Origin of the sequence: Roseibacterium elongatum DSM 19469 (genome assembly GCF_000590925.1) — a bacterium.
Classification (GTDB): Bacteria; Pseudomonadota; Alphaproteobacteria; order Rhodobacterales; family Rhodobacteraceae; genus Roseibacterium; species Roseibacterium elongatum.
The window spans coordinates 65,430-83,029 of sequence record NZ_CP004372.1; the positions used below are offsets into that span (position 1 = coordinate 65,430).

General features: G+C 66.3%; 16 protein-coding genes and 1 pseudogene. 6 read left to right on the forward strand and 11 right to left on the reverse strand.

The window, feature by feature from the left end:
- The first annotated feature begins 60 nt into the window (after window positions 1-60).
- A complete protein-coding gene (topA, locus tag ROSELON_RS00325) occupies window positions 61-2,724 on the forward strand; it encodes a type I DNA topoisomerase (RefSeq protein WP_038649991.1) in 2,664 nt (887 codons plus the stop codon).
- 10 nt (window positions 2,725-2,734) lie between these two features.
- On the opposite strand, the gene ROSELON_RS00330 is transcribed toward topA, so the two are convergent.
- Entirely contained in the window at window positions 2,735-4,480 is a 1,746-nt protein-coding gene (locus ROSELON_RS00330) for a phospholipase D-like domain-containing protein (protein ID WP_025310480.1), read from the reverse strand.
- A gap of 206 nt (window positions 4,481-4,686) precedes the next feature.
- Between ROSELON_RS00330 and ROSELON_RS00335 the strand changes: the two genes are divergently transcribed.
- Together ROSELON_RS00335 and ROSELON_RS00340 are read left to right on the forward strand one after the other, a co-directional pair.
- Complete coding sequence (locus ROSELON_RS00335) at window positions 4,687-5,289, forward strand: nitroreductase family protein (protein WP_025310481.1); 603 nt, start codon at window positions 4,687-4,689, stop codon at window positions 5,287-5,289.
- Window positions 5,286-5,996: an EI24 domain-containing protein gene (locus ROSELON_RS00340; RefSeq protein ID WP_025310482.1), complete on the forward strand. Its 711-nt coding sequence runs from the start codon at window positions 5,286-5,288 to the stop codon at window positions 5,994-5,996. The genes ROSELON_RS00335 and ROSELON_RS00340 overlap by 4 nt, the downstream gene beginning before the upstream one ends.
- On the opposite strand, the gene ROSELON_RS00345 is transcribed toward ROSELON_RS00340, so the two are convergent.
- The gene (locus ROSELON_RS00345; protein WP_025310483.1) at window positions 5,962-6,246 is read right to left on the reverse strand and encodes a DUF1467 family protein; all 285 of its coding nucleotides are present in this window, start codon (window positions 6,244-6,246) and stop codon (window positions 5,962-5,964) included. The two genes, ROSELON_RS00340 and ROSELON_RS00345, sit on opposite strands and share 35 nt — an antisense overlap.
- A complete protein-coding gene (gene mce, locus ROSELON_RS00350) occupies window positions 6,246-6,650 on the reverse strand; it encodes a methylmalonyl-CoA epimerase (RefSeq protein WP_025310484.1) in 405 nt (134 codons plus the stop codon). The genes ROSELON_RS00345 and mce overlap by 1 nt, the downstream gene beginning before the upstream one ends.
- Window positions 6,651-6,835: 185 nt before the next feature.
- On the opposite strand from mce, the gene ROSELON_RS00355 reads away from it, so the two are divergent.
- Complete coding sequence (locus tag ROSELON_RS00355; protein ID WP_025310485.1) at window positions 6,836-7,552, forward strand: response regulator; 717 nt, start codon at window positions 6,836-6,838, stop codon at window positions 7,550-7,552.
- Window positions 7,553-7,653: 101 nt separating this feature from the next.
- Here ROSELON_RS00355 and aspS read toward each other — a convergent pair whose 3' ends face one another.
- From aspS to ROSELON_RS00370, 3 genes are all read right to left on the reverse strand, one after another.
- Complete coding sequence (gene aspS, locus ROSELON_RS00360) at window positions 7,654-9,432, reverse strand: aspartate--tRNA ligase (protein ID WP_025310486.1); 1,779 nt, start codon at window positions 9,430-9,432, stop codon at window positions 7,654-7,656.
- A gap of 102 nt (window positions 9,433-9,534) precedes the next feature.
- A complete protein-coding gene (locus ROSELON_RS00365) occupies window positions 9,535-10,320 on the reverse strand; it encodes a VCBS repeat-containing protein (RefSeq protein WP_245605384.1) in 786 nt (261 codons plus the stop codon).
- 71 nt (window positions 10,321-10,391) lie between these two features.
- Entirely contained in the window at window positions 10,392-10,715 is a 324-nt protein-coding gene (locus tag ROSELON_RS00370) for a 2Fe-2S iron-sulfur cluster-binding protein (protein ID WP_025310488.1), read from the reverse strand.
- 120 nt (window positions 10,716-10,835) lie between these two features.
- Between ROSELON_RS00370 and ROSELON_RS00375 the strand changes: the two genes are divergently transcribed.
- The gene (locus ROSELON_RS00375) at window positions 10,836-11,216 is read left to right on the forward strand and encodes an OB-fold nucleic acid binding domain-containing protein (protein ID WP_051508326.1); all 381 of its coding nucleotides are present in this window, start codon (window positions 10,836-10,838) and stop codon (window positions 11,214-11,216) included.
- Window positions 11,217-11,293: 77 nt separating this feature from the next.
- On the forward strand, window positions 11,294-11,854 hold the full coding sequence (locus ROSELON_RS00380) for a peptidoglycan-binding domain-containing protein (RefSeq protein WP_025310490.1): 561 nt from the start codon (window positions 11,294-11,296) through the stop codon (window positions 11,852-11,854).
- A gap of 68 nt (window positions 11,855-11,922) precedes the next feature.
- Here ROSELON_RS00380 and ROSELON_RS00385 read toward each other — a convergent pair whose 3' ends face one another.
- From ROSELON_RS00385 to ROSELON_RS00405, 5 genes and pseudogenes are all read right to left on the reverse strand, one after another.
- The gene (locus ROSELON_RS00385) at window positions 11,923-13,392 is read right to left on the reverse strand and encodes a Do family serine endopeptidase (RefSeq protein WP_051508440.1); all 1,470 of its coding nucleotides are present in this window, start codon (window positions 13,390-13,392) and stop codon (window positions 11,923-11,925) included.
- Between the two features lie 244 nt (window positions 13,393-13,636).
- Complete coding sequence (locus tag ROSELON_RS00390) at window positions 13,637-13,840, reverse strand: DUF2065 domain-containing protein (RefSeq protein WP_038649998.1); 204 nt, start codon at window positions 13,838-13,840, stop codon at window positions 13,637-13,639.
- 60 nt (window positions 13,841-13,900) lie between these two features.
- Window positions 13,901-14,791: a protease modulator HflC gene (gene hflC, locus ROSELON_RS00395; RefSeq protein WP_025310493.1), complete on the reverse strand. Its 891-nt coding sequence runs from the start codon at window positions 14,789-14,791 to the stop codon at window positions 13,901-13,903.
- Window positions 14,791-15,956: pseudogene (gene hflK, locus ROSELON_RS00400) on the reverse strand (FtsH protease activity modulator HflK). The gene hflC and the pseudogene hflK overlap by 1 nt, the downstream one beginning before the upstream one ends.
- Window positions 15,957-16,062: 106 nt before the next feature.
- Window positions 16,063-17,529, reverse strand: coding sequence for an FAD-dependent oxidoreductase (locus tag ROSELON_RS00405; RefSeq protein ID WP_025310494.1), 1,467 nt, complete (start codon window positions 17,527-17,529; stop codon window positions 16,063-16,065).
- Between the last annotated feature and the right edge of the window lie 71 nt (window positions 17,530-17,600).

The following is a 17,600-nucleotide window of genomic DNA, read 5'->3' on the forward strand; positions in this document are numbered from 1 at the left end:
CATCCCGTCCGAGGGAGGCTGCTGCGTTGTTCGCGATCCCATGCCAAAGGTACGCCCTCCATGCCCGTCGTCGTTGTCGAATCCCCGGCCAAGGCCAAGACAATCAACAAATATCTCGGCGACGACTACACGGTTCTGGCCTCCTACGGGCATGTCCGCGACCTGCCGTCCAAGGATGGCTCGGTCGACCCCGACCAAGGCTTCGCGATGGAGTGGGAGGTCGCCAGCGACAGCAAGAAACACCTCAAGGCCATCGCAGACGCGCTGAAAGACGACCCCGACCTGATCCTTGCCACCGACCCCGACCGCGAGGGCGAGGCGATCAGCTGGCACCTGCAGGAGGCCCTTCAAAAGCGCCGCGCGCTGAAAAAGGACAGCAAGGTGCGCCGCGTCACCTTCAACGCCATCACCAAGGATGCCGTCACCCGCGCCATGGCCGAGCCGCGCGATGTCGACATGGAACTGGTCGAGGCCTATCTCGCCCGCCGCGCACTGGATTACCTGGTGGGGTTCACCCTGTCGCCCGTGCTGTGGCGAAAGCTGCCCGGCGCGAAATCCGCGGGCCGGGTGCAGTCGGTCTGCCTGCGCCTCGTGGTCGAGCGCGAGATGGAGATCGAGGCGTTTCGCCCCCGCGAATACTGGTCGGTCAAGGCCATCCTCGACACGCCCCGCGGCCAAACCCTTGAGGCGCGCCTCGTCAGCCTCGGCGGCAAGAAGCTCGACCGCTATGACCTGCCCAACCAGGCCGAGGCCGGGCTGGCCGTGCAGGCCGTCGCCTCGCGTGCCCTGTCGGTCGCGGGCGTCGAAGCCAAGCCGACCTCGCGCAATCCCGCGCCGCCCTTCATGACCTCGACCCTGCAGCAAGAGGCCAGCCGCAAATACGGCTTCGGCGCGAAACAGACCATGGCCGCCGCACAGCGCCTCTACGAGGCGGGGCACATCACATACATGCGGACCGACGGCATCGACATGGCGCCCGAGGCCGTGCAGGCCGCGCGCGCCGCAATCACCGATCGCTTCGGCGCCGACTACACCCCTGGAAAGCCGCGCATCTACAAGAACAAGGCCAAGAACGCGCAGGAAGCCCACGAATGCATCCGCCCGACCGATATGTCGAAATCGGCCGAGGATATCCGCCTGTCCGAGGAAGATCAGCGCAAGCTCTATGACCTGATCTGGAAGCGCACCATCGCCAGCCAGATGGAAGCCGCCCGGATGGAGCGCACAACCGTGACCATCGCCAGCGACGACGCCCAGGTCGAGTTGCGCGCCACGGGTCAGGTCGTGCTCTTCGACGGGTTCCTCAAGGTCTACGAGGAAGGCCGCGACGATGCCGCCGAGGACGAGGACGGCAAGCGCCTGCCGCAGATCGCCGAGGGCGAGACGCTGAAACCCGCCAAGGGCGCGCTGGCCACCGATTTCGCCAAGGCCGCCGGCGAGGGCGACGCGGTGATCGAGGATGACAGCGCGCAGGGTGCCATGAAACGCGCCGACGCGGCGCTTCTGTCGCAGGACGGGGCCGTTATGGGCCAGCAGCATTTCACCCAGCCGCCCCCCCGCTACACCGAGGCCAGCCTCGTCAAGCGCATGGAGGAGCTGGGTATCGGGCGTCCCTCGACCTATGCCTCGATCCTCGACACGATTCAGGCGCGCGGCTACGTGACCAAGGACAAGGGCCGCCTTATCCCCGAGGACAAGGGTCGCCTGGTGATCGCCTTCCTCGTCAACTATTTCCGCCGCTACCTGGAATACGACTATACCGCCAAGCTCGAAACCGAGCTCGACGAGGTCAGCGCGGGCGAACAGCATTACCAGGACGTGCTGGACCGCTTCTGGCGCGATTTCTCGGCCGCCGTGGCCGAAACCTCGGAACTGCGCATCACCGACGTTCTGGAAAAGATCAACGAGGTGCTGGAGCCGCACCTGTTCCCGCCGAAACCCGACGGGTCCGACCCACGCCTTTGCCCCAAATGCGGGGCGGGCCGGCTGTCGATGCGCACTGCGCGCTCGGGCGGGGCGTTCATCGGCTGCTCGAACTACCCCGAATGCCGCTACACCCGCCCCTTCGGCCCGCCCAGCGACGAGGCCGAGGACGGCACCGCCGATCTGGATGACAAGATGCTGGGCGTCGATCCCGACAGCTCGGAACCTGTCTATCTGCGCAATGGGCGGTTCGGCTGGTATGTCCAGCTGGGCGAGGTGACGGAGGAAAAAAAGAAACCGCCGCGCGCCTCGTTGCCCAAGATGTGGGCGCCCGAGGTGATGGATATCGAAAAAGCCCTGCGCCTGCTGCACCTGCCCCGGATCGTGGGCCAGCACCCCGATGACGGCGAGCCGATCGAAGCGAATTTCGGCCGCTACGGCCCTTACGTGAAGCACGGGCGCATCTACGCCAACCTTCCCGACGAGGAGGAGGTATTCACCGTCGGCATGAACCGCGCCGTGGAACTGATCGCCGAGAAAGCCGCCAAGCGCGGCGGGCGCGGGGCCACCGCCGCCCCCCTGAAAGAGTTGGGCGACCACCCGACCGAGGGCGGGCCGGTCAACGTGATGAACGGGCGCTACGGGCCTTACGTGAAATGGGAAAAGGTCAATGCGACCCTGCCCAAGGATCTCGACCCGCAGGACATCACGATGGAACGCGCCGTCGAACTGATCGCCGAGAAACAGGCCAAGGGCGGCAAGAAGAAAAAGACCACGACCCGCGCCAGGAAAAAGGCCTGAGCACCGCGCGCTAGAGGCGGTTGAACATCGCGGTCCAGCTTTGCAGCACAGGGGCCAGCCATGGCACCGGCTGGCCCGGTGCCTGGGGTTCGCCCTGCGCGATCAGCCCGTCGGCCAGTCGTTCCAGCCGCGCGGCGAATCCCGGGTCCAGCGCGACCAGCAGGTTTTCGGTGTCATGGTAATAGGTGCGGCGATTGAAATTGACGCTGCCGGTGACTGACAGCCGGTGGTCGATCACCAGCATCTTCACATGCATCAGCTGTGCCGACCCCTGATAGGCATAGAATTCGAACCGGCCGGCGTGCCGGGCCACCGAGGCCCCTGTCAGCGCGGTCACGAACCGCTCGCTGATCTCGGGCGAGGTCAGCATCACGACGACGCGCACCCGCACGCCGCGCGCCGCGGCACGGACCAGCGCAGCCTCGATCGACGGCGGCGGATAGAAGAACTCCGAGAAAATCAGGATGTCGTCGCGCGCGGCGTCGATCATGTTGACATAGGCCCGCTCGAGCGCACCGCCATCGGCCCAGGGGCGCGAAATGAAATGGCGCATCATCGGCTCGCCCACGTGTGGCGGGCGCGGTGGGGCCACCGTGGCAGGCGCCATTTCCGCCAGCGTTCGGGCGTCGCGGTGCCAGAACGCGAGGGTCTGTGCCGCAATGCTCTGCACCATCGCGGGGTCGCGCAATTCCACGTCGAGATCCTCGAAAATGACGAAGAAATGTTCCCGAAACCAGTTGAGATCCGTGTAATCCTGCAGGTCGGGCCAGGCCGACAGATCAAAGGGTTCATTGTAGAAATAGCCATCGTGCAGATTGCGCCCACCGATGATGGCCCGCGACGCCGCCGGATCCGCCCCGAGCGTCAGGAACACCTTCGCATGATGTACCCGGTGGAGCGTTTCGGTCGTGTCGCCCAGCCGCGGGGCCGGCCATGTGAAATACTGCACCTGCACGCGCGGAAACCGCGCCGCCAAGCGGTCCAGAAACGCGCGGTCGAGCCCGCGCGACAGCGCCTCGTTCACGGCAATGCGGATCTCGGCCCCCTGCCGCGCATGATGCTCCAGCGCCCGCCCGATCAGGCTGCCTTGCACATCGGCCCGCAGGAACAGCGACGAAATCGCGATCAGGTCGAGATCGGGCGCGCGAGAGAAATCCAGCGCCATGTCGGGATTGCCCTGCAACAGGGCCGCCCGCGGCACCGTGTATCCCAGCAAGGCCGCCAGTCGCGCCTGCAACGCCTCGATCCCGTCCAGCAACAGCCGCGTTTCGCCCGCGGGCAAGACGCAACTGCCGACCATGCCATGATCGGCCTGCAGCAGCGCGGCCAGCGGGTCGCCCGCGGCGACCGGACCTGCCGGGCAGTCATCGGCCCGCAGGGCCAGACGCGAAAGCTGCGGGGCGACCTCGGTTTCCGGGCTCAGATGAATGGGCGCGGCATGGCCCACCTGCACGGTGCACGCGCCCGTTTCGGGGCGCCAATGCAGGGCCGCGGGCGCATCCGCCGTGACCAGCGCCGCGCGGGCCCGGTTGGCCGACAGCGGCACCTGCCGGTCGCCGGCGATGAACATGCCCCGCCCCTCGCATTGCAGGCGCACAAGGCGTGGCCCGGACCATTGCGGCACGAAGTCCAGCCGCACCTCGCGCGCGCCGGGATCGGGCAGGGCAAAGCGCGCATCGGCCAAAGCCGGCCCGTCGGTCGTCAGCGGCAGCGCGGCTTCGGCCAGACGTCCGACAGACGGTGCGGTCCCCGACATGCCGCAGCCGGCCAACACAAAGACGATGCTCCCCCAAAAGGCGGCTCGAATCCCCCGCACGGCCCACTCCGACGATGACGTTTTCCGGTGGGGGCAGACTAGCGGCCCCCATCGCCCCTGAGCAAGCCACCGGGCCCTGCGGCCCTTGACCTCATGGGGGCCTGCTCCGACATGAGCCTGAACACCGCGCCTCAGGACAGCACACCATGCCCAACGATCACGACACGTCCCCCCTTCGCCCGCGCCCCGAGGCCCTGGCGTTCCTGCGCACGCGCCGGTCGCGACCGCCGCGGATGCTGGGAACCGAAACGCCCGATCGCGACAAGCTGCGCGCCATGCTGAGCGCGGCGTCCCGCGTGCCCGACCATGGCAAGCTCGAGCCATGGCGCTTTGTCGTTCTGGGGCCCAAGGCCTGCACCCGGCTTGCTGCGCTGACCGAAAGCCTCGGCGCCGCGCGCGGCCTTGGTCCGGAAAAACTGGCCAAGGACATCAGCGGGTTCAACGAGGCCCGCCTGATCGTGGCGGTCGTCTACAGCCCCAGACCGACCGACCGCATTCCCCGCGACGAACAGTTGATGTCCGCCGCCGCCGTCTGCCTGTCGCTGGTCAACGCAGCCCTCGCCTCGGGTTGGGGGGCGTGCTGGCTGACCGGCTGGCGCGCGACGGACCCGGCCTTCCTGACGCAGGGATTGGGCCTTTTCCCCGGTGAAATCGTGGCCGGTTTCATCCATATCGGGAATGAGTTGCGCGTGCCGCCCGACCGGCCGCGCCCTGATCTCGACGCAGTGACCAGTTGGATGGACGAATGATTTTCGACAGTTTTCTCAAGGCGCTCGGCCAGTTGACCGATCGCCGTTTCCTCGGCGTTCTGATGGCCGGGATCGGCCTGACCTTGGCCTTGCTGGCGGGGTTTTACGCGGGCTTCGTCCTGTTGATCGGCTGGCTGCTGCCCGACAGTTTCAGCCTGCCCTGGATCGGCGAGATCACCTGGGTGGACAATGCCCTGACCTGGGCCGGCGTGCCCTTGATGCTGGTGCTGTCGATATTCCTGATGGTGCCCGTCGCTTCGGCCTTCATGGGCATTTTCCTGGAAACCATCGCCGATGCGGTCGAGAAACGACACTACCCGTCCCTGCCCAAGGCCAGGTCGGTCGGTATTCTCGAGGGACTGCTCGACGCCCTGAAATTCCTCGGGGTGCTGATCGCCGTCAACCTCGTGGCGCTGGTGGTCTACCTGCTGGTGGCCCCGCTGGCGCCGTTCGTGTTCTGGGTGGTCAACGGCATTCTTCTGGGCCGGGAATACGCGCAGCTTGTGGCGCTACGCCGTCTGGATGCCGCCGGCGCGGCCGCCTTTCGCCGCCGCCACCGGCCCACGATCTTCGCCGCCGGGGTGTTGATGACGGTGCCGCTGACGATCCCGGTCGTGAACATCCTCGTCCCGATCCTGGGCGCGGCGACCTTCACGCATCTTTTTCATCGGCTCAATTCGGGGTCGATCCCAGCCCGAAGCGCGTGAACATGTCGAAATCGGCGATCGTGACCGCCCCCGACAGGATGATGCCCGCCACAACGGCCCAGACGCAGAAGGCGGCAATGCTGGTGATCAGGAACCGCCGCCCCAGTTGCGGATCGGCGGGGGCGGACCCATGCGTGCCCCGCACCCGCTCGCCGGCCTCGTCCTGACTGGTGATGCCCGTCTGCAAAACGATCAACAACGTCAGGAACCAGATGATCGCATAGAGCACGATCCCCGTGACGACATTCATCACACCTGCTCCAGCTCGACCAGCGTGCCGTTGAAATCCTTGGGATGCAGGAACAGGACGGGCTTGCCATGCGCGCCGATCTTCGGCTCGCCGCTGCCAAGGACGCGGGCGCCGTTTTCCTTGAGCTTGTCGCGCGCGGCCAGGATGTCATCGACCTCGTAGCAGACGTGGTGAATGCCGCCCGAGGGGTTCTTGTCGAGAAAGCCCTTGATGGGCGAGTCCTCACCCAGCGGATACAGCAGCTCGATCTTCGTGTTCGGCAATTCGATGAACACGACGGTGACACCGTGATCGGGTTCGTCCTGCGGGGCGCCGACCGTGGCCCCCAGCGTGTCGCGATACTGCGCGCTTGCGGCCTCGAGGTCGGGCACGGCGATGGCGACATGGTTCAGGCGTCCGATCATTGGGTCACTCCCTTTTTTCTGGCGGCTGGCGCAGATATGGCCCCCCATACCCCGCTTTGCCAAGGGGCGAAGGGACGCGGGCGGTGACGCTCCCCCTCGCGTGTGGCCTTAACGGCTTTTCAACCCGACCGTTGTGAACTGACACCTGCTTCACGTGATTCGCAGCTCAGTTTCGGGGGACACCCATGGACGACGCGTTAACCGACCTGACCTATCACCCGCGCCCATCCGCCGACCGGCCCCTTTTGGGCCTGACGGTTCTGGCGGTCGAAGATAGCGTGTTTTCGTCAGAGGCGTTGCGCCTGATGTGCCAGCGCTCGGGCGCGCGGCTCAGGCGCGCGGATTGCATCGCATCGGCCAAACGGCACCTCAACGTCTATCGCCCCACGGTGGCCATCGTCGATCTGGGCCTGCCCGACGGGTCGGGGCTCGACCTGATCGGCCTGATGGCCACGATAACACCGCGCGTGCCCATCATCATCGGCACGTCGGGCTCGGAACGGGAGGCGGCCGCGCAACAGGCCCGCGCCGCCGGGGCGGACGGGTTCCTGCCCAAACCGCTCGACTCCCTCGCCGCCTTTCAGGCCGAATTGCTGCGGCATCTGCCGCCCGAGTTTCACCCCAGCGTCCCGCGCGAGGTCGAAACCAATGCCGTCCAACCCGACGCCCTCGCCCTGCGCGAGGATCTGACCCATGCAATGCATCTGCTGGCGTTGGAACGTCCGCCGATCGGCTATCTGCGCCGCTTTCTGATCGGCCTCGCCAGGTCGGTCGATGACGACGCGCTGGAGGGGCAGGCCCTGGCCATGGGCAGCCAGGGGATCGGCACGCACGCCAGCGATCAGGCCAAGCTGCGGGCCCTCATTTCGCAGCGCCTGCAAGCCATGCCAATGGCGATCTGAGCCACGTGCTGTCAGTTCTTCAATCGAGGACCGAGAACTTCCGCCCCCAACCCGAAAGAAACCACACGATCTCTGCGGTTCCTCCACAGCCTGTGGAAAACTCACTCCTGCGGAATGACGCGCAGCCCCAGTTCCATCAATTGCTCTGCCGTCGGCTCGGACGGGGCGTTCATCATCAGATCCTCGGCCCGTTGGTTCATCGGGAACAGGATGACCTCGCGGATATTCGCGGTGTCCGCCAAGATCATCACGATCCGGTCGATGCCGGCCGCGCAGCCCCCGTGCGGCGGGGCCCCGTATTGGAACGCGTTGACCATCCCGCCAAAGCGCTTGCGCACCTCGTCCTCGCCATACCCGGCCAGGGCGAAGGCCTTGAACATGATCTCGGGCTTGTGGTTTCGGATCGCGCCCGACACGATCTCGTAGCCGTTGCAGGCCAGATCATATTGGTAGCCCAGGACATCCAGCGGGTCGCCCTCCAGCGCCGCGATCCCGCCTTGCGGCATGGAAAACGGGTTATGGCTGAAATCGATCTTGCCGGTGTCCTCGTCGGCCTCGTACATCGGGAAATCGACGACCCAGGCAAAGGCGTAGCGATCCTGATCGATCAGGCCCAGCTGTTCGCCCACCTCGGTCCGCGCGCGGCCGGCGATGGCCTCGAATTCCGACGGCTTGCCCGCCAGGAAAAACGCCGCGTCGCCCGCGCCAAGGCCCAGTTGCTGGCGGATCACCTCGGTCCGTTCGGGGCCGATATTCTTGGCCAGCGGCCCCGCCCCTTCCAGCGCGCCCTCGGCCTCGCGCCAGAAGATGTAGCCCATACCCGGCAGGCCCTGCCCCTGCGCCCAGCTATTCATCCGGTCGCAGAACTTGCGCGACCCGCCCGTCGGCGCGGGGATGGCGCGCACCTGCGTGCCGTCCTGCTCGAGGATTCTGGCGAAGATGGCAAAGCCCGAGCCCGCGAAATGCTCGCTCACGATCTGCATCTCGATCGGGTTGCGCAGGTCGGGCTTGTCGGTGCCGTATTTCAACGCGGCCTCGGCATAGGGGATGCGGGGCCAGTCCTGGTCCACCTTCTTGCCGCCGCCGAATTCCTCGAACAGGCCCTTGAGAACCGGCTCGAGCGTGCCGAACACGTCTTCCTGCTCGACAAAGGACATCTCCATGTCGAGCTGGTAGAAGTCGGTGGGCGACCGGTCGGCACGCGGGTCTTCGTCGCGGAAACAGGGCGCGATCTGGAAATACTTGTCAAAGCCCGAGACCATCAAGAGCTGCTTGAACTGCTGTGGGGCCTGGGGCAGCGCATAGAACTTGCCCGGATGCAGGCGCGACGGCACGAGGAAGTCGCGCGCCCCCTCGGGGCTGGAGGCCGTGATGATCGGCGTCTGGTATTCGCGGAACCCGATATCCCACATGCGGCGGCGGATGCTGGCCACGACGTCCGAACGCAGCGTCATGTTGTGCTGCATCGCCTCGCGCCGCAGGTCGAGATACCGATAGCGCAGGCGCGTTTCCTCGGGGTATTCCTGATCGCCGAACACCTGCAGGGGCAGATCGCCCTGCACCTGGCCCAGCACCTCCATGTCGCGGATGAACACCTCGATCTCGCCCGTCGGGATCTTGGGGTTGATCAGGTTCTCGTCACGGGCCTTCACGCTGCCATCGATGCGAATGCAGTATTCCGCGCGCAGCTTTTCGACTGCGTCGAAAACCGGGCTGTCGGGGTCGCAGAGCAGCTGCGTCATCCCGTAGTGATCCCGCAGGTCGATGAACAGAACGCCGCCGTGGTCGCGGATGCGATGGACCCAGCCCGACAGGCGGACGGTCTCGCCCACGTTCTCCTTGCTGAGCTCGGCACAGGTTTGGCTGCGATAGGCGTGCATCTGCGGTCCCTTTGGGCTTTGGGTTTCAGGCGCGGTCAGGCGCGGTTTCGACGTCGCGCCGATACACCGCGCGGGGCCGGCGAAGTCAACCCCGCCAAGGTGTCAGAGCGTGCAGGAAAGGGCGCGCGTGATCGCGTCCGGATGAAACGGCGCAAGCGCCTGCGCGACAAGGGCGCCAGTCTCGAGACGGGTGGCCATCACCCGCGACCAGGCGGCATCGGCGGTGATGATCTCGGGGCCATCGCCGCAATCGCGGATCCCCCCGGTGATGAATGCCTCGCCGATGCGGTGGTTCGACAGGCCGGGCAGGCTGGCGATCTCGGACAGGGTGCCGCCGGTGGGACCGTCAGGCGCGAAGCGCCAGATGCGCATCGTACGGGCCAGGTGGGGGCGATCGACATAGGCGATATCCTGTGTGCCGTCGCCATCGAAATCGGCCACGCCCACGGGGGCCAGCCAGCGGTTCGCGCGGCCGATATTGGGCGTCGCGGCATAAGGCACCAGCCGCGTTCGGTCCTCGGACAGCCCGTAAACGACCAGGCGCGCCCCTTGGCGGGCATGGCTCTGGACGGTGATCGCCTCGGGCCATCCGTCGCCGGTCAGTTCGGCAAGGCGGGGTGCGAGATCCTCGAACACTTCGACGTCGGGCAAGACGATCCGCAAGACCCCACAGTCTGGCAGGCCGTGCCGATGCAGGGCCAGCGTGCCCGCCTCGATGGCATCGCCCAGGACAGCATGGGCATAGCGCGTGGTCGGCGCCTCGAACCAGGCCGCCACCTCGCCCTGGGGGGCGGTGACCCGCGTCAGCGACCCGGCCATCGCCCGGTCGACCCAGGGCGCGCGGTCGCAGGCCAGAACGCCCCCCGAGGCCGCCAGCCAAAGGCTCACGGCCAGACCGGCGCCGCGGGCGAACCGCGGCCACATGCGCAGCGGCGGGCGCGGCGCCACCAAGGGCACCCTCAGATCTGCTTTTCGGGCATCTGCACGACCAGACCGTCCAGCGCGTCGGTCACTTTCAGCTGGCAGGTCAGGCGCGAGCGTTCGGTATCTGGCTGGAAGGCGAACTCCAGCATGTCCTCTTCCATCGGGTCGACCGCCGGCAGCTTCGAGACCCAGTCGGGGTGGACATAGACATGGCAGGTCGAACAGGCGCAGGCCCCGCCGCAATCGGCCTCGATCCCGGGAATGCCGTTGTCGCGCGCGCCTTCCATCACGGTCAGGCCGTTGGGCACGTCCACCACATGTTCGGTGCCATTGTGTTCGATATAGGTGATCTTGGCCATGTCCCGCCTTGCCCTTTTGCTCGGTGCTGCATCTTGCAGCGTAGGTAGTATGCCCGCCACGTGCTTTCCAGACCAAAACGCGGCTTTGCCTGCGTCGGCACATGTTCTATTTTCGTTCTCATGGAGCCCGATACGCACCCCCCCGATTGGCCACGCCCGCCCGATTGCCTGCCGCATCACCTGCTGCACCTGCCCCCCGAGGGCGCGCGCGTCGCGGTGGCGGGGCTGGTTCTGGTGCGGCAGCGTCCCGGCACGGCCAAGGGGGTGATCTTTCTCACGCTGGAGGACGAGTTCGGGGTCGCCAACGTGATCGTCTGGCAAAAGATCTATCAGCGCTTTCGCCGGGCCGTGATCGCGGGGCGGCTGTTGCGGGTGACCGGGCGGGTCCAGCGCCAGTCTGGCGTGTCACATGTGGTGGCCGATCATGTCGACGACATCTCGGACATGCTGGACGATCTGGTTCATCTGCACGACGGGGCCCGCGCCGCCGATCAGCCGTGATGCCGCGACCTTCTTTCGTCAAGGGGCGAAACGCGCTATGGTAGGTTAACGACAAACAGGCAGGTCAGAGCAGGCCCATGCGATACCCGATCCTTCTTGCCGTCCTTTGGGGCGGGCTGTCGGCCTGCACGCCCACCACCGATGCGGCCTTCAGCGCCGTGATCTCGCCCGTCGAGACCGAGGTCGAGGTCACCCGCGGCATGGGGCCGCCCGACGCCGACCCCGATGCCTGCTACGGGCGCGAGATCACGCCGGCGGTGATCGAAACCGTGACCGAACAGGTGATGATCCAGCCGCCACAAATCTCCGCCATGGGCGCGGTGCGCGAACCGGGCGTTTTCGTGACCGAAACCCAGCAGCGCATCGTTCAGGATCGCCGCGAATTGTGGTTCGAAACCCCCTGTCAGGCCGATAGCGACCCCGAATTCATCGCCTCGCTGCAACGCGCGCTGGCGGCGCGGGGCCAGTATCGCGGCCCGATCAACGGCGTGATGGACACGCGCACACGTCGGGCCATCCGCGCCTATCAGGCACCGCAGGGCCTCGACAGTGCGATCCTGTCCCTCGCGGCCGCGCGCCAATTGGGCCTTGCGATCTGGGACCCGGCCCTGGCCGCCGGCGGTGGCGACGGCGGCTGACCGTCCGCGCAGAAAAAGCCCCCCGGCACCGAAGGCGTCGGGGGGCGCTTTGGTCGATGTTGCGGCGATCAATCCTCGAGGCTCAGCGCGACGAAGCGCGGGTTGCCGGCGCGGCGGATCAGAAGCAGGATGGATTTCTGCCCGGCCTCTTGCGCGGTTTCGATCCGGTCGCGGAAATCCTCGGGGCTGCGGACGGGCTGCTGCGCGACCTCGGTGATGATATCGCCCACCTGCAACCCTTTTTCCGCGGCGTCCGAGGCGGGATCGACCTGTTCGATGACCAACCCGCCCGACACGCCCTGCGCGTCCAACTGATCGCGCAACGCATCGGTCAGCGGCGTGACGGTCAGGCCCAGCACCTCGCCCGAGGACGGTTCGGGCAGCATGCCCCCCCCTTCACCCGTCGACGAGGCCAGGCCTTCGGCGGTTTCGCGCCGGCCAAGCGTCACCCGCAAGGTCTGGGTCGCCCCGTCGCGGAAGACCACGACGCGCACCGTTTCATTCACCCCCGAGTCGCCCACGATCCGCACCAGTTCGCGGGTATCGTCGACCTCTTCGCCGGCGAAGGACAGAATGACATCGCCCACTTCGATGCCGCCGTCGCGCGCGGGCCCCTCGGGCACGTCGGTCACCAAGGCGCCGCGCGCCTCGTCGAGGCCCAGCCCATCGGCGATATCGCCCGTCACATCCTGAATGCGCACGCCCAGCCAGCCGCGGCGCGTCTCGCCGAATTCGCGCAATTGCGCCACGACATTCGACACGACCTCGGACGACATGGCAAAGCCGATCCCGATCGAGCCACCGGTCGGCGACAGGATGGCCGTGTTCACGCCGATCACGTCGCCATCCATGTTGAACAGCGGCCCGCCCGAGTTGCCGCGGTTGATGGCCGCGTCGGTCTGAATGTAATCGTCATAGGTGCCCGACAATTCGCGCCCACGGGCCGACACGACGCCGACCGAAACCGAAAAGCCCTGCCCCAGCGGGTTGCCCATGGCCATGACCCAGTCGCCGACGCGCATCGACTCGCTGTCGCCAAGGCTGACGAAAGGCAGCGGATCGTCCGCCTCGACCTTGAGCAGCGCGATATCGGTGTTGGGGTCGGTGCCGATGATGGTGGCCTCCAACTCCTGCCCCGAGCGGAACTCGATCAGGATCTCGTCGGCCCCTTCAATGACGTGATTGTTGGTGATGATGAAGCCGTCTTCGGAGATCACGAACCCAGACCCCAACGCCTGGCTGCGCCGCCGCTGCTGTTCGGGATTCTGCCGGCGATCGAGGAAGTCGTTGAAGAAATCTTCCAGCGGGCTGCCGTCGGGCATCATCGGGCCGGGGCCCTGACGACCGGCCACGATGGCCGAGGTCGTGATGTTGACCACCGCATCGCCCACCTGATCGACAAGATCGGCAAAGGATGGCGGGGCCGATTGGGCGCGGGCGTCGCTGCTGGCGATCAGCAGCGCCAGAACCGTCAAGCCTGCGATCAGGGTCGTCGTCGTCGCCCGATAGGCCGCCGCGCCTTGGACGCCCAGACGCATCAGCGCCACGCGCGCGGGGCGGGCCGCAGGGGTGCGGATTTGCTCAGCTGTCGGTCGAAAATCTGCCGGGTCCTGTTGGATCGTCACGGACTTGCCTCCTGTCACGCCGGGGTTGCGGCGCAATCCCGCCGCTTTGTCTGGTTAGAATATTTGCGCACGGGCCGGTCGGATCAACCTTTTCGCGCCACCCGCGCCCGTCCCGACCCGTCACATGGCCGTGACGTGAGCGAAACATGACGGCCCGTCACAGGCCGACACCGACCGCCCAAGAGATCAGGATCGCCCCCATCGTGATCGCCAGAAAGCCGATCAGGCGCCGCGCCTCGACCGGGATTTCGGCCATCATGCGCAAGATCTGGTCAAGGCGCGAGGGCGCCAGCGCAAAGAGCAGCCCCTCGATCACGAGGGCCGTGCCGATCCCCAGAAGCAGGATATACCCGATGCTCATGTCCGTGGTCGCCGTCAAAACCGAAACGGGCGACCCAAGGCCGCCCGTTTCAAGAACCGATTACTGACGTGCCGGTGTCGCGCCCAGGCCCGAGTTTCCGAGATACTCGAAAAACTCGCTGTCAGGCGTAAGCACCATGGTCGTATTGTTGCGCAAGGCCCGCTCATAGGCGGTCATCGAGCGGTAGAACTCGAAGAACTCGGCATCCTGACCAAAGGCTTCGGCAAAGATCCGGTTGCGTTCGGCATCGGCCTCACCGCGGGTGATCTCGGCATCGCGCTGCGCCTCGGAGGTCAGCTCGACCACTGTCCGGTCGGCCTGGGCGCGGACACGTTGCGCCGCCTCGTTCCCGCGGGCGATTTCATCAGTCGCCTCGCGCTCACGTTCGGCGCGCATCCGGGCAAAGGTCGCCTCGAGGTTCTGCGCCGGCAGGTTGGTCTGCTTCAGACGCACATCCAGCACTTCCAGGCCCAGCACCGCCGCCCGTGCGCGGGCCTGCTCGGTGATCTGGTCCATCAGCGTGGCGCGTTCCGTCGACAGGATCGTGTTCGAGGTCACCCCGTCCGAACCCAGAACGGCACGGATGGTCGGGTTGATGATGCCTTCGAGGCGATCCTCGCCAGCCCGCAGGCCGCCGACGCCGACAGCCTGGCGGAATTGCACGACGTCATTGATCCGGTAGCGCGCGAAGGCGTCAATCACGAGGCGGCGGTCATCTGACGGCGTCACCTCGATCTCGGCGGTGTCGAGCGACAGGATGCGGTCGTCGTAATAGACCACGTCCTGAATGAACGGCACCTTGAAGTTCAGCCCCGGTTCTTCGATCACCTGACGGATCTGACCGAATTGCAGCACCAGCGCGCGCTGGCGTTCGTCGACCACGAAGATCGAGCTGAGCAGCAGCGCGATCGCAAGGATCAGGACGGGTACGAGATAGGTAATGCGTTTCATCAGTTGGTTCTCCCCGTCGTGGTGGCCGCATCGGGCGTGCGACGCAGTTCGTTCAACGGCAGGTAGGGCACAACGCCAGAGCCGCCGCCCTCACCGTTCTCGTCAAGAATGACCAGATCGGTGTCGCCCAGCACACGTTCCATCGTCTCGAGATAGAGACGGCGGCGTGTCACGTCGGGGGCGTCGCTGTATTCCTGCAAAACGGCGAGGAAACGGCTGGCCTCACCCTGAGCCTCGTTCACGACCTGGGCGCGGTAGCCCTCGGCCTCTTCCAGAAGCTGCGCGGCTTCACCGCGCGCACCGGCGAGGACGCGGTTGGCGTAGGCGTCGGCCTGACGTTCCAGACGGTCGCGCTCCTGTTCGGCGGCCTGCACCTCGCGGAAGGCGTCGATCACCTCGGCGGGCGGGTCGGCGCGGTCGAGGTTGAGCCGCACGATGTTCACGCCCGAATCGTAGCTGTCCAGTGTCTGCTGGATCAACTGCTGCACCCGGTCGGCGATGATGCCGCGATCTCGGTTGAGGATCGGCGCGAGCTGCGATTGCGAGATGACCTCGCGCATTGCGGCCTCGGACACGGCGCGGATCGTTGCCTCGGGGTCGCGCAGGTTGAAGAGGTAAAGCGCGGGATCGTTGATGTTCCAGACCACTTCGAAGTCGATATCGACGATGTTTTCATCGGTGGTCAGCATCAGACCGTCATCCGAGGCGCCGGGGCGGTTGGCCCCGATAGTGACGGTGTTTTCCCGCGTCACGGCCAGAACTTCGGCGGTGACGACCGGCCAGGGCGCGAAGTTGAGGCCGGGGCCGCCGACCGAGCTGAACTCGCCGAGAACAACTCGACCGACTGCTCTTCGGGGCGGACCGTGTAGAACGAGTTGAACGCCCAGACACCCAGCGCGACGATGACGCCGACAATCCAGATGCTGCGCGCCGACGGCCCACCGCCGCCGCCCATCGGGCCGCGACCGCCGCCGCCGCGTCCACCCATCAGGACGCGCAGCTGTTCTTGGCCCTTGCGGACGATTTCGTCGATCTCGGGGATCTGCTGATCTCCGCCGCCGCCCGGGCGCCGGGGCCCGTCGTCGCGCCCCCCATTGTTGTTTCCGCGATTACCCCCGCCAGAGCCGCCTCCGCCGCCCCAGGGGCCGCCACTATTGCCAGCCATAGATCGTCGTTCCCTCACACATGTAGAGTTCAATTCATTCCAATATGGGCACTCGGCCCGTCATTGCATCGGAACCTGTGCGTTTTCACCTCGAAATCAAGCGCACTCAGGCCGTGCGGACGGGTGTTTTCATCGTCACAAGCTCTTCAGCCATGGTCGGATGCACGGCCACGGTGCGGTCGAAATCCTCTTTCGTTGCGCCCATCTTGACCGCGATCCCGGCCAGCTGGATCATCTCGCCCGCCTGCGGCGCGACGATATGACAGCCCAGAACCTTGCGGCTGTCGCGGTCGACGATCAGCTTCATCAGCACCCGCCCCGGCTTGCCGGCAAAGGCCGTCTGCATCGGGCGGAACGAGGTGCAGTAGACCTCGATCTCGTGATCCTCGCGCGCCTGTTCCTCGGTCAAGCCGACGGTGCCGAACTCGGGCTGGGTGAACACGGCCGAGGGGATCAGGTCGTGATCGACCGGGGTCGGGTTGCCCTTGAACACGGTTTCGACAAAGGCCATCCCCTCGCGGATGGCCACCGGCGTCAGGTTCACGCGGTCGGTCGCATCGCCGATCGCGTAGATCGACGGGACGGAAGTCTGAGAGTATTCATCGACCTCGACCGCGCCGCCGCGCGCCAGTTTCACGCCCGCCTCTTCCAGTCCCATCTTGTCGGTGTTGGGGCGGCGGCCGGTGGCGAACAGGACGTGATCGAACACACCTTCGTGTCCATTGGTGGACTTGACCCAGATCGGGCCGCCCCGAGCCGCGGCGTCGCCGCCGCGCGCGTCGGTCTGCAAGGCCGCCATCTGGTGCACATCGGCGCCCATGCCGGCCTGGTTTTCCTCGTCCGGGGCGGGACGCTCGGAGGCCGGCGCCATGTCCACGATGTTGGTGCCGACATGCAGGTCGATGCCGTGTTCGCGCATCATCTCTGCGATCAGGCCACGCGCCTCTTCGTCAAATCCGCGCAGGATCTGCGCGCCACGATAGAACTGGGTCACCTGCACGCCCATGCCCGACAGGATGCAGGCAAACTCGCAGGCGATGTAGCCGCCGCCGACGATCAGGATGGATTTGGGCAATTCGGGCAGGTCGAAAATGTCGTCCGACACGATCCCCAGATCGGCGCAGGGAAAATCCGGCCGCACGGGCCGACCGCCCGTGGCGATCAGGATATGCTTGGCGGTCTTGGTCACGCCATTTGCAAAGCGGATCGTGTGTGGATCGTCCAGAACCGCGCGGCTGTCGAATACCTCGACGCCGGAAGTGTCCAACAGGCTGCGATAGACGCCTTCAAGACGCTCCAACTCCTTGTGGAGATGGGGCTGGAACGCATCCCAGTGGAACGCGCCATCCGCGACATCCCAGCCATAGGCGCGCGCATCGGCAAAGCTTTCGCGGTAGCTCGAGGCGAAGACCATCAGCTTCTTGGGCACGCAGCCGCGGATGACGCAGGTGCCGCCCAGGCGGCTTTCCTCGGCCAGGGCGACGCGGGCCCCCTCGGCCGCCGCGACACGCGCCGCGCGCACCCCGCCCGAGCCGCCGCCGATCACGAATAGGTCGTAGTCGAAAGTCGCCATGGCTGCCGATCCCCTTGTTCCTGGCTTCAGGTCGGCGCCGGTATCTCACAGTCGCGCGCGACGTGCCAGTG

Coding starts and splice junctions, on each gene's coding strand:
- topA (WP_038649991.1), top strand. CDS start 61: ATGCCCGTCGTCGTTGTCGAATCCCCGGCCAAGGCCAAGACAATCAAC.
- ROSELON_RS00390 (WP_038649998.1), bottom strand. CDS start 13,840: ATGAGCATCGGGTATATCCTGCTTCTGGGGATCGGCACGGCCCTCGTG.
- ROSELON_RS00345 (WP_025310483.1), bottom strand. CDS start 6,246: ATGAATGTCGTCACGGGGATCGTGCTCTATGCGATCATCTGGTTCCTG.
- ROSELON_RS00380 (WP_025310490.1), top strand. CDS start 11,294: ATGCGATACCCGATCCTTCTTGCCGTCCTTTGGGGCGGGCTGTCGGCC.
- hflC (WP_025310493.1), bottom strand. CDS start 14,791: ATGAAACGCATTACCTATCTCGTACCCGTCCTGATCCTTGCGATCGCG.
- ROSELON_RS00355 (WP_025310485.1), top strand. CDS start 6,836: ATGGACGACGCGTTAACCGACCTGACCTATCACCCGCGCCCATCCGCC.
- ROSELON_RS00335 (WP_025310481.1), top strand. CDS start 4,687: ATGCCCAACGATCACGACACGTCCCCCCTTCGCCCGCGCCCCGAGGCC.
- ROSELON_RS00405 (WP_025310494.1), bottom strand. CDS start 17,529: ATGGCGACTTTCGACTACGACCTATTCGTGATCGGCGGCGGCTCGGGC.
- ROSELON_RS00330 (WP_025310480.1), bottom strand. CDS start 4,480: ATGTCGGGGACCGCACCGTCTGTCGGACGTCTGGCCGAAGCCGCGCTG.
- ROSELON_RS00370 (WP_025310488.1), bottom strand. CDS start 10,715: ATGGCCAAGATCACCTATATCGAACACAATGGCACCGAACATGTGGTG.
- ROSELON_RS00340 (WP_025310482.1), top strand. CDS start 5,286: ATGATTTTCGACAGTTTTCTCAAGGCGCTCGGCCAGTTGACCGATCGC.
- aspS (WP_025310486.1), bottom strand. CDS start 9,432: ATGCACGCCTATCGCAGCCAAACCTGTGCCGAGCTCAGCAAGGAGAAC.
- mce (WP_025310484.1), bottom strand. CDS start 6,650: ATGATCGGACGCCTGAACCATGTCGCCATCGCCGTGCCCGACCTCGAG.
- ROSELON_RS00375 (WP_051508326.1), top strand. CDS start 10,836: ATGGAGCCCGATACGCACCCCCCCGATTGGCCACGCCCGCCCGATTGC.
- ROSELON_RS00385 (WP_051508440.1), bottom strand. CDS start 13,392: ATGCGTCTGGGCGTCCAAGGCGCGGCGGCCTATCGGGCGACGACGACG.